This window comes from Cyanobium sp. T1B-Tous (assembly GCF_024345475.1).
Classification (GTDB): Bacteria; Cyanobacteriota; Cyanobacteriia; order PCC-6307; family Cyanobiaceae; genus Cyanobium_A.
Genome location: NZ_JAGQBE010000078.1, coordinates 1 through 9,455, shown reverse-complemented (window position 1 = coordinate 9,455; position 9,455 = coordinate 1). Strand labels below are relative to the sequence as shown.

At 67.9% G+C, this 9,455-nt stretch carries 7 protein-coding genes; 4 read left to right on the top strand and 3 right to left on the bottom strand.

Features of this window, described 5'->3' with window-relative positions; all coding sequences use genetic code 11:
• Positions 1-191: 191 nt before the first annotated feature.
• Positions 192-1,205 carry a 7,8-didemethyl-8-hydroxy-5-deazariboflavin synthase subunit CofG gene (gene cofG / locus KBY71_RS13330; protein ID WP_254929382.1) on the top strand — a complete coding sequence of 338 codons (1,014 nt, stop codon included), beginning with the start codon at positions 192-194 and terminating at the stop codon, positions 1,203-1,205.
• A gap of 5 nt (positions 1,206-1,210) precedes the next feature.
• On the top strand, positions 1,211-2,791 hold the full coding sequence (locus tag KBY71_RS13325; RefSeq protein WP_254929381.1) for a photosystem II high light acclimation radical SAM protein: 1,581 nt from the start codon (positions 1,211-1,213) through the stop codon (positions 2,789-2,791).
• On the opposite strand, the gene KBY71_RS13320 is transcribed toward KBY71_RS13325, so the two are convergent.
• From KBY71_RS13320 to KBY71_RS13310, 3 genes are read right to left on the bottom strand one after another with little or no spacing between them, the layout of a single operon-like run.
• On the bottom strand, positions 2,775-3,623 hold the full coding sequence (locus tag KBY71_RS13320; RefSeq protein ID WP_254929380.1) for a CPBP family intramembrane glutamic endopeptidase: 849 nt from the start codon (positions 3,621-3,623) through the stop codon (positions 2,775-2,777). The genes KBY71_RS13325 and KBY71_RS13320 overlap by 17 nt on opposite strands.
• A complete protein-coding gene (clpS, locus tag KBY71_RS13315) occupies positions 3,624-3,965 on the bottom strand; it encodes an ATP-dependent Clp protease adapter ClpS (protein ID WP_254929379.1) in 342 nt (113 codons plus the stop codon).
• A 28-nt stretch (positions 3,966-3,993) separates the two neighbouring features.
• Complete coding sequence (locus tag KBY71_RS13310) at positions 3,994-5,220, bottom strand: LL-diaminopimelate aminotransferase (protein ID WP_254929378.1); 1,227 nt, start codon at positions 5,218-5,220, stop codon at positions 3,994-3,996.
• A 96-nt stretch (positions 5,221-5,316) separates the two neighbouring features.
• Here KBY71_RS13310 and KBY71_RS13305 point away from each other — a divergent pair, with 96 nt between their 5' ends.
• The gene (locus KBY71_RS13305; protein WP_254929377.1) at positions 5,317-7,998 is read left to right on the top strand and encodes a TIGR03960 family B12-binding radical SAM protein; all 2,682 of its coding nucleotides are present in this window, start codon (positions 5,317-5,319) and stop codon (positions 7,996-7,998) included.
• A gap of 407 nt (positions 7,999-8,405) precedes the next feature.
• Positions 8,406-9,455, top strand: a 1,050-nt coding sequence (locus KBY71_RS13300; protein WP_254929376.1) for an Rne/Rng family ribonuclease, incomplete at its 3' end; no start/stop codon positions are given.

The window sequence follows — 9,455 nt, the reverse complement described above, 5'->3', positions numbered from 1 at the left end:
GCAGAAGCGCCTTGGCGCTGCTGGAGAGTGGTTGTCATGAGAACGAGAGAAGAGTGTTCCAGAGGAACGGGTATGGAGGGCGGTAAACCGCCAGGGCGAAAACCGCCGGACGGAATCCCGTCGCTCGCAACTGTAACGGAAGATTGCGGCATTGGTGAGAGGGATCTGGCCTGGGTGGCCCAGGGCTGCTGATGACTCCGATCAGCTCCGCTGATGGGTGCTCTGCGGGTCGCTCGATCACCTGGAGTCCCAGCGTCACGCTGGTGCCCACCCGGGCCTGTTTCAACGCTTGCGGCTATTGCAGTTTCCGGCGCCCTCCCGATCCCGCCGACCCCCTGGCTGACGCCCTCGGGGACGGCGAGGCCCGGGCTGCCCTCGTGGCCAGGCCCTGGGCGGCGGAGGTGCTGCTGCTGAGTGGCGAGGTGGCTCCGCACTCTCCCCACCGGGCGGCCTGGACGACGCGCTTGCTGGACCTGTGTCGGCTGGCTTGGGCAGAGGGCCGATTGCCGCACACCAATGCGGGTCCCCTGTCCCTGGCGGAGATGGCGGCCCTGGCCCGGCTCAATGGCTCCATGGGACTGATGCTGGAAGGGCTGGGTCCCGCCTATGACGTCCTGCACCGCCGGGCACCGAGCAAGCAGCTGGAGGTCCGGTTGGCCCAGCTGGAGCAGGCCGGGCGGTTGGGGATTCCCTTCACCACCGGGTTGCTGCTGGGGGTGGGCGAGAGCCAGGCGGATCGCCGCGAGGCGCTGGAGTGGTTGGCCAGGCTGCAGGCGCGCTGGGGTCACCTGCAGGAGGTGATCCTGCAGCCCTACCGGCCCGATGGCGCCACGGCCCAGCGGCTCAGCGCAGCGGAGCAGGCCGACCTGCTCGGCACCATCGCCGAGGCCCGCAGGATCCTGCCCCCGGAGGTGCATCTGCAGATGCCGCCCAACCTCTGGCCCCTGGAGGCCTTGCCCGCCGCCCTGGAGGCCGGCATTGACGATCTCGGTGGGATCGACAGCGGGGATGTGATCAATCCCGCCTATCCCCAGCCCAGGCCCACCGAGCTGGCGGCGGTTCTGGAGCGTTCCGGCTACCGATTGGTGCCTCGGTTGTGTGTGCACCCGGCCTGGCTGTCCTGGTTGCCCACTGCCGTCCAGGAGCAGGCCCGCCGCGCCGAATCCAGGTTGTTAGCGTCCACGCCTTCGGGCCCCTGGAGTTAACGGCCGTGAGCACCACGAGCGACCACCGGGTGCTGCTGGTACGGCTGCCCTGCAATCCCATCTTCCCGATCGGACCCATCTATTTGGCCGATCACCTGCACAAGCAGTTCGGGGGGATGCCCCAGCGGATCCTGGACCTGGCAGCGGTGCCCCTGCTCGATGTGGAGCGGGTGCTGCTCCAGGTGGTGGCGGCGTTTCGCCCCACCCTGCTGGTGTTTTCCTGGCGCGACATCCAGATCTACGCGCCGGTGGATGGCCGGGGGGGCAATCCCCTGCAGAACTCGTTTGAGGTGTTCTATGCCCGTAACCCCCTGAGACGGCTGCGGGGGGCTTGGGGCGGTCTGCAGTTGATGGCGTCGTTCTACGGCGAGCTGTGGCGCAACCTGCGGCTGGTGCGTCGGGGGCTGCGCCGCGCCCGTCGCTTCCACCCTGAGGCGCGCGCCGTGATCGGCGGCGGGGCCGTGAGCGTGTTCTACGAGCAGCTGGGCCGCAAGCTGCCCAAGGGCACCGTGGTGTCGGTGGGGGAAGGCGAGCCGCTCTTGGAGAAGCTGATCCGCGGCGACTCGATCGCCGGTGAGCGCTGCTTTGTGGTGGGCGAAGCGCCCCGAGCGGGTTTGATTCATGAGCAGCCGGCGGGCATGGAGAAAACCGCCTGCAACTACGCCTACATCGCTGAGATCTGGCCCCAGCTCGACTGGTATCTCGAGGGGGGTGACTTCTACGTGGGCGTGCAGACCAAGCGCGGCTGCCCCCACAACTGCTGCTACTGCGTGTACACGGTGGTGGAGGGCAAGGCGGTGCGGGTGAACCCCGTCGAGGAGGTGATCGCCGAGATGGGCCAGCTCTATGCCAAAGGAGTACGCGGCTTCTGGTTCACCGATGCCCAGTTCATCCCCGCGCGCCGTTACATCGACGACGCCAAGCAGCTGCTACGAGCCATCCAGGCCCAGGGCTGGAACGACATCCGCTGGGCGGCTTACATCCGCGCCGACAACCTCGATGCCGAACTGGCGGCGTTGATGGTGGCCACCGGGATGGACTATTTCGAGATCGGCATCACCTCCGGCTCCCAGGAGCTCGTGCGCAAGATGCGCATGGGCTACAACCTGCGCACCGTGCTGGAGAACTGCCGCCTGTTGGCGCGGGCCGGCTTCCGCGAGCACGTGTCGGTGAACTACTCGTTCAACGTCATCGATGAGCGCCCTGAGACGATCCGCCAGACCGTGGCCTACCACCGCGAGCTCGAGCGCATCTTCGGGGCCGACAAGGTGGAGCCGGCGATCTTTTTCATCGGCCTGCAGCCCCACACCCACCTCGAGCAATACGGCTTCGAGCAGGGCCTGATCCAGCCCGGTTACAACCCGATGAGCATGCTGCCCTGGACGGCCCGGCAGCTGCTCTGGAACCCCGAGCCCATGGGCAGCACCTTCGGCCGCATCTGCCTGGAGGCGTTCGAGCGCAACCCCGCCGATTTCGGCCGCACGGTGATGGATCTGCTGGAGCGCGACTACGGACTAGCGCCCCTCGAGGAGGCGTTGCACGCGCCGGTGGAGGGGCGCAAAGCCCTGGCTACGGCGACCCGGTAGCGCCGTTCCACCAGCGGCGCCGCACCCAGAGCAGGGCCCCCAGGCCGATCCAGCCGATCAGGCCGCCGATCGGGTTGATGTCGGCACCACCGGGCCCCACCCACCAGGCGGGGGCCGCCGGGGAGATTTGAAGCAGTCCCTTTTGCACCAGAAACCAGCCCCCCACCAGGCCGCCGTGGAGGCCGACGGCACCCCACAGGGAGCCCCCATCGGCGCGGCGCTGCAGGGCCAGCACCAGCCCCAGCAGAACCAGCCCCCCCAGCAGACCCACGGCCTCCAAGCCCGGGGCGCGGTACCAGGGGTGCAGCAGGGCAAAGATCACGGCCTGCAGGAGCAAGGCCCGCTGGGGGCCCACCTGCAGGTCCAGTTCGCCCCAGAGCCAGCCGCGAAACAACAGCTCTTCAGCGAAGCCGACGCCCAGCAGCAGCAACAGGCCGTTCAGGAGCAGGGCGCCATGGAGTTCGCCCAGCCACTGGGCCTGGCCCGCCAGCAGCAGGGCCCCAGCCACCAGCACCAGCAGGGCCAGGGCCTTGAGCAGGCCGCGAACGCCGCTGCGCAGGCCGACAGTTGGGGGGACGGCCACGCCCAGTCGCTCCCAGGGTTGGGGCTCTTGCCAGACGCGCCGCAGGCGCACCGGAAGGGTGACCAGGAGCAACAGCAGCGCCACCACCAGCCCGGCCAGGTCCACCTGGTCTGAGCGCCAGCCAGGGGCCACCAGGGCCAGGGGACGGGAGAACAGCCAGCCTGCGCCATAGAGCAGGGGCACGTACAACAGGGTGCCCCAGCCATGGGGCCGGGTTGGGTTGGGCGCCTCGGCTGAGGGCGGGATCATTCAGGTTTCCGGCTCGAGGCTGCTGCTCAGGCCCTTGGCCTTGAGGGTTTCGCAGTAGAACTCCGCCGGCTCCAGATCACAGACGATCACCAGGCCCACGCCGGTGTTGTGGGCTTCCAGCATCACGGCGATCGCGTCCTGCTCGCTGAGGCTCGGCACCACCTGCCGCAAGGTGCCCACCACGTATTCCATGGTGTTCACCGGGTCGTTGTGGAGCAGCACCTTGTAGCGGGGAGAGGGCTTGCGCACCCGCTCCGGAGCCTTCTCCATCACAGCGGCCCCGCCGCTCTCGCGGCCGGGGGTCTGGGTGGCGATGGGTTGGGCGACGCTGGGGGAGGTCATGGCCGCTGGTGTCATGACGACGGCTCCATTAAAGGGCCCGGATGCGCCGCATGGCTTCCTCCACGTTTTCACGGCTGTTGAAGGCCGAGAGGCGGAAGTAGCCCTCGCCGGCGGCGCCGAAGCCGCTGCCGGGGGTGCCCACCACATGGGCCTGGCTCAGCAGACGATCGAAGAAGCCCCAGGAATCGAGGCCGTCCGGCGTTTTCAGCCACACGTAGGGGGCCTGCTCGCCGCCGTACACCTGGATGCCGGCGGCGCTGAGTTCGCGCCGGATGATCGCGGCGTTCTCCATGTAGAAGGCCACCAGGGCCTTCACCTGGGCCTGGCCTTCGGGCGAATACACCGCTTCGGCACCGCGCTGCACGATGTAGCTGACGCCGTTGAACTTGGTGCACTGGCGCCGGTTCCACAGGCCCCACAGCTCCACAGCTTCGCCATGGGCGGCGGTGCCCATCAGGCCGCGGGGCACCACGGTGAGGGCGCAGCGGGTGCCGGTGAAGCCGGCGTTCTTGGAGAAGGAGCGGAACTCGATGGCGCACTCGCGGGCGCCCTCGATCTCATAGATCGAGTGGGGCAGGGAGGGGTCCTGGATGAACGCCTCGTAGGCGGCGTCGAACAGGATCAGGGCGCCATGGGCGCGGGCGTAGTCCACCCAGGCCTGGAGCTGCGCCTTGGTGGCCACCGCGCCCGTGGGGTTGTTCGGGAAGCAGAGGTAGATCAGATCCACCGGTGTGTTGGGGATCTCCGCCGTGAAACCGTTCTCGGCGTTGATGGGCAGGTAGGTGAGGCCGCCGTACTGGCCGGCGTCATCGGCGTCGCCGGTGCGGCCTGCCATCACGTTGCTGTCCACGTACACCGGATACACCGGGTCGGTCACGGCGATGCGGTTGTCGGGTCCCAGGATGTCGAGGATGTTGCTGCTGTCGCACTTGGAGCCGTCGGAGACGAAGATCTCTTCGGCCGTGATCTGGCAGCCGCGGGCCTGGAAATCGTGCTTGGCGATCGCGTCGCGAAGCCAGAGGTAGCCCTGCTCGGGCCCGTAGCCGTGGAAGCCTTCGCGGGTGCCCATCTCGTCGATGGCGGCCTTCATGGCGCTGCGGCAGGCCTCCGGCAGCGGCTCGGTGACATCGCCGATGCCCAGACGGATGATCGGCGCTTCCGGGTTGGCTTCGCTGAAGGCCTTCACCCTCCGGGCAATTTCTGGAAACAGGTAGCCCGCCTTGAGCTTGAGGTAGTTGCCGTTGACCTGGGCCATGGAAGGGGAGTGCCGCGGACGGGAGGTGATGGCGGGATTGTCCTATGGCGGGTGGCACTGCATACGATCAAGGCAGCTCTCCAGCCGCTCCCATCTGTGACTGTCGTCCCCGTCGAGGCGCCCCTGGATGGTTCCGTTGCGGCCCCGGTGGATTTCACCGCCCTGGTCGACCTGGAGATCAGCAAGCCGGCCCGCTATCTGGGCAATGAGCTGGGGGTGCGTGAGCGGGATTGGGGGGCCGACTGGCCAGCCGCCGGCGTGCGCTGGGCGCTCACCTACCCCGAGGTCTACGAGGTGGGGGCCAGCAACAGCGGCCACATCATTCTCTATTCGATCCTGAATGCCGTTCCCGGCCAGCTGTGCGACCGCAGCTATTTGCCGGCGCCGGACCTGGCGGCCCGCTTGCGCGAGCGTGGCGCGCCCCTGTTTGCGGTGGAGAGCCGCCGCCCCCTGGCGGCCTTCGACATCCTGGGCTTCTCCCTCAGCTATGAGCTGGGCGGCACCAACATCCTCGAGATGCTGGAGCTGGCGGGCATCCCCATCCGGGCGGCCGACCGCGGCGACCTACCCCTCAGCCACCCGGAGGCGTCTCCGCTGATCTTTGCCGGCGGTCCCACCGCCACCAGCAACCCCGAGCCCTTCGCCGCCTTCTTCGACTTCATCGCCCTGGGCGATGGCGAGGAGCTGCTCCCGGAGATCGGCTTGGTGGTGGCCGAGGCTCGCGCTGCCGGGCTGACTCGCCGCGATCTGCTGCGGGATCTGGCCCAGGTGCCGGGCGTGTATGTGCCTGGCTTCTATGGCCCCGGCGCCGATGGGGTGGCGCTCGAGCCGCTGGAGCCCGGTCTCCCGGCGCGGATTCAGCGCCGCACCGCCACGCCGATGCCCCACTACGCCATGGGGCTCGTGCCCCACATTGAAACGGTGCATGACCGGCTCACGGTGGAGATCCGCCGAGGCTGCACCCGCGGTTGCCGCTTCTGCCAGCCCGGCATGCTCACCCGCCCCGCCCGGGACGTGGAGCCCGAGGCGGTGGTGGACGCCGTGGAAGAGGGGATGCGGCGCACGGGCTACAGCGACTTCTCGCTGCTGTCGCTCAGCTGCTCCGACTACCTGGCCCTGCCGGCGGTGGGGGTGGAGCTGCGCAACCGCCTGGCGGATCAGAACGTGAGCCTCACCCTGCCCAGCCAGCGGGTGGACCGCTTCGATCAAAACATTGCCCACATCCTCGGGGGAACGAGAAAGGGCGGGCTCACCTTCGCCCCCGAGGCCGGCAGCCAGCGCCTGCGCGACATCGTCAACAAGGGGCTCACCGATGCCGAGCTGCTGGCCGGCATCCGCATGGCGATGGAGAACGGCTACCGCAAGGTGAAGCTCTATTTCATGATCGGCCTGCCGGGAGAAACCGACGCCGACGTGCTCGGCATCGCCGACACCTGCCAGGCCCTGCAGCGGCAGTGTGCGGATCTAGGCCGGTTGGAGCTGAATCTGACGATCAGCAATTTCACCCCCAAGCCCCACACGCCCTTCCAGTGGCACAGCGTCAGCACCGCGGAGTTTCGGCGGCGCCAGGAGTTGTTGCGCCGGGCCCTGCGTCAGCTGCGCGGCCTCAAGACCAACTTCACCGATGTGCGCCTCTCGGCGGTGGAAGATTTTGTGGGCCGCGGCGACCGGCGTGTCTCGGCGGTGATTGAGGCGGCCTGGCGGGCTGGGGCGGGTCTCGATGCCTGGTTTGAGTCGGCCGAGCGCAGCTATGCCGCCTGGACCGGCGCGATTGAGGCGGCGGGTCTGGGGGGGCGCTACCGCCAGCTGGAGCTGGGGGCCTGGAGCGCGGCGGAGGCGATGGAGACGGCGGATCTGGAGGCCTTCTGCCGCCAGAGCCTGCCCTGGGACCACATCGATTCCGGCCTCGATAAGCGCTGGTTGGCGGAGGATCTCCAGCGGGCCCTGGCCGAGGCCGTTGTGCCCGACTGTTCTTTCGAGGGGTGCAGCAGCTGCGGCGTCTGTGGTCCGGAGCTCGGTCACAACGTGGTGATTCCGCCGCCGGCGATTCCGGCCGCCTTGCCGCAGCGGGCCCCGGCCAGCGAGCGGGTGGATCGGCTGCGGATCGGTTTCACCAAAACGGGTTCCCTCGCTCTGATCAGCCACCTCGACACCCTGCGGATGTTGGAGCGGGCCCTGCGCCGCTCCGGGCTGCCGGTGAGCTTCACGGGCGGCTTCCACCCCCTGCCGCGTCTGCAGCTGGCCCTGCCCCTGCCCCTGGGGGTGGAGGGGCACGGCGAGTGGCTCGACCTGGAGTTCACCCAGGAGCTGGATCCGGCCCAGGTGCGGGAGCGGCTGCAACCCCAGCTGCCCCCTGAATTCCAGCTCCTCTCGATCGCCCGGGTTCCGGTGTTTGGGGTGAGCCTGTCCCAGGAGTTGGAGTCCGCCCAGTGGACGTTCCTGCTCCAGGCCCAGGGGGGAGAGCCGGTGGCGCCCGAGCAGTGGCTGCAGGCTCGCGCCACCCTGCTGGCGGCTGAAACCTTGATCTGGCACGACACGGACAAGAAGGGCCGTCCCCGCACTCGGGACTGCCGGCCTTTCCTGCTGGATCTGCAGATGCCCGCCGCGCCAGACAGCACCCAGCCGTGCAGCTTGTGGGCGGCGATCGATGCCTCCGGGCGCAGTCTGCGGCCCGAGCAGGTGCAGCACTGGATCGCTGAGCGCCTGGGCCAATCCCTGAGCCTGACAGCTCTGCGCCGCCAGGCTCTTGTGTTGAAGCCCGTGCTAAATTGCATCTAAGGCGAATAGCTCGTGAACTCCGACGTTTTCCTCGGAAGCCACAGCTGCCGGTAGCCAGATTCGCTGGTTTCACCGCCCCAGGGCACCCCTGCCCCAGTCTTCGCCCCACCGCTTTCAAGAAGTTCCATTCCTGAAAGCTGTTCCGCGGCAGTTGATGCGCGGCTGATTCAGAACAGCATTTTTCGCAGCAACGCCTCCCGGGCTGTCCGGTTTCCCCGGCAACCCGGTTGCTCCAGGCCCTTCCCCAGGCCGATCGATTTGACGGGCCGACGACAGCCCCACCGCATTGCATGACCCGGGATCGGCAGAGCCCCCAACCGGTTCCGCCCAGCCCAGATCTGGTCCAGCCAGATCCTGTCCATTGAGTTCTCCCCTGGCCGGGCCCGTCGGGCCCTATCCCCCTCCCCATGCCCCAGCAGATCGTCATTGCCGAGCAACTGCGAATCGCTGCAGTTCTCAACGACGAACGTGTTGATGAACTGGTGGTGGCCCAAGGCCGCTACCAGATCGGCGATGTCTATCTCGGCACGGTTGAAAACGTGCTGCCCGGGATCGATGCCGCCTTTGTGAACATCGGCGAAAGCGAGAAAAACGGCTTCATTCACGTCACCGATCTCGGCCCGTTGCGGCTGCGCAAGGGTGCCGCCGGCATCACCGAGTTGCTGGAGCCTCGCCAGAAGGTGCTGGTGCAGGTGATGAAGGAACCCACCGGCACCAAGGGTCCCCGCCTCACGGGCAATCTCGCCCTGCCGGGGCGTTTCCTGGTGCTCCAGCCCCAGGGCCAGGGTGTCAACATCTCCCGCCGGATTAACGGCGAAAACGAACGCAACCGCCTGCGGGCCCTCGGGGTGTTGATCAAGCCCCCTGGGGCGGGCCTGCTGATTCGCACCGAGGCCGAGGGCGTCAGCGAAGAGCTGCTGATCGACGACCTCGAAACCCTGCTGCGCCAGTGGGAGGCCATTCAGACCGCGGCTGAGAGTGCCAGTCCGCCGGTGCTGCTCAACCGCGATGAAGACTTTGTGCATCGCGTCCTGCGCGATCTCTACAGCCCTGAGCTGGTCCGCGTGGTGGTCGACACCCCGGAAGCGGTGGCCCGGGCCAACGCCTTCCTCGGCTCCGACCACACTTCGGTGCTGGTGGAGGCCCACGTCGAATCGGCGGAGATCCTGGAGCACTTCAAGGTCAACGCCGCCATCCGGGATGCCCTCAAGCCCCGGGTGGATCTGCCTTCCGGTGGCTACGTGATCATTGAGCCCACCGAGGCGCTCACCGTCATCGACGTCAACTCGGGCTCGTTCACCCGCTCGTCCAATTCCCGCGAGACGGTGCTCTGGACCAACTGTGAAGCGGCTGTGGAGATCGCCCGCCAGCTCAAGCTGCGCAATATCGGTGGCGTGGTGATCATCGACTTCATCGACATGGAGTCGCGGCGCGATCAGCTGCAGGTGCTGGAGCAT

Bases quoted from the DNA above. Each gene is read 5' to 3' on its own strand.
- clpS (WP_254929379.1), bottom strand. From the start codon at position 3,965: ATGACCTCCCCCAGCGTCGCCCAACCCATCGCCACCCAGACCCCCGGC.
- KBY71_RS13320 (WP_254929380.1), bottom strand. From the start codon at position 3,623: ATGATCCCGCCCTCAGCCGAGGCGCCCAACCCAACCCGGCCCCATGGC.
- KBY71_RS13310 (WP_254929378.1), bottom strand. From the start codon at position 5,220: ATGGCCCAGGTCAACGGCAACTACCTCAAGCTCAAGGCGGGCTACCTG.
- cofG (WP_254929382.1), top strand. From the start codon at position 192: ATGACTCCGATCAGCTCCGCTGATGGGTGCTCTGCGGGTCGCTCGATC.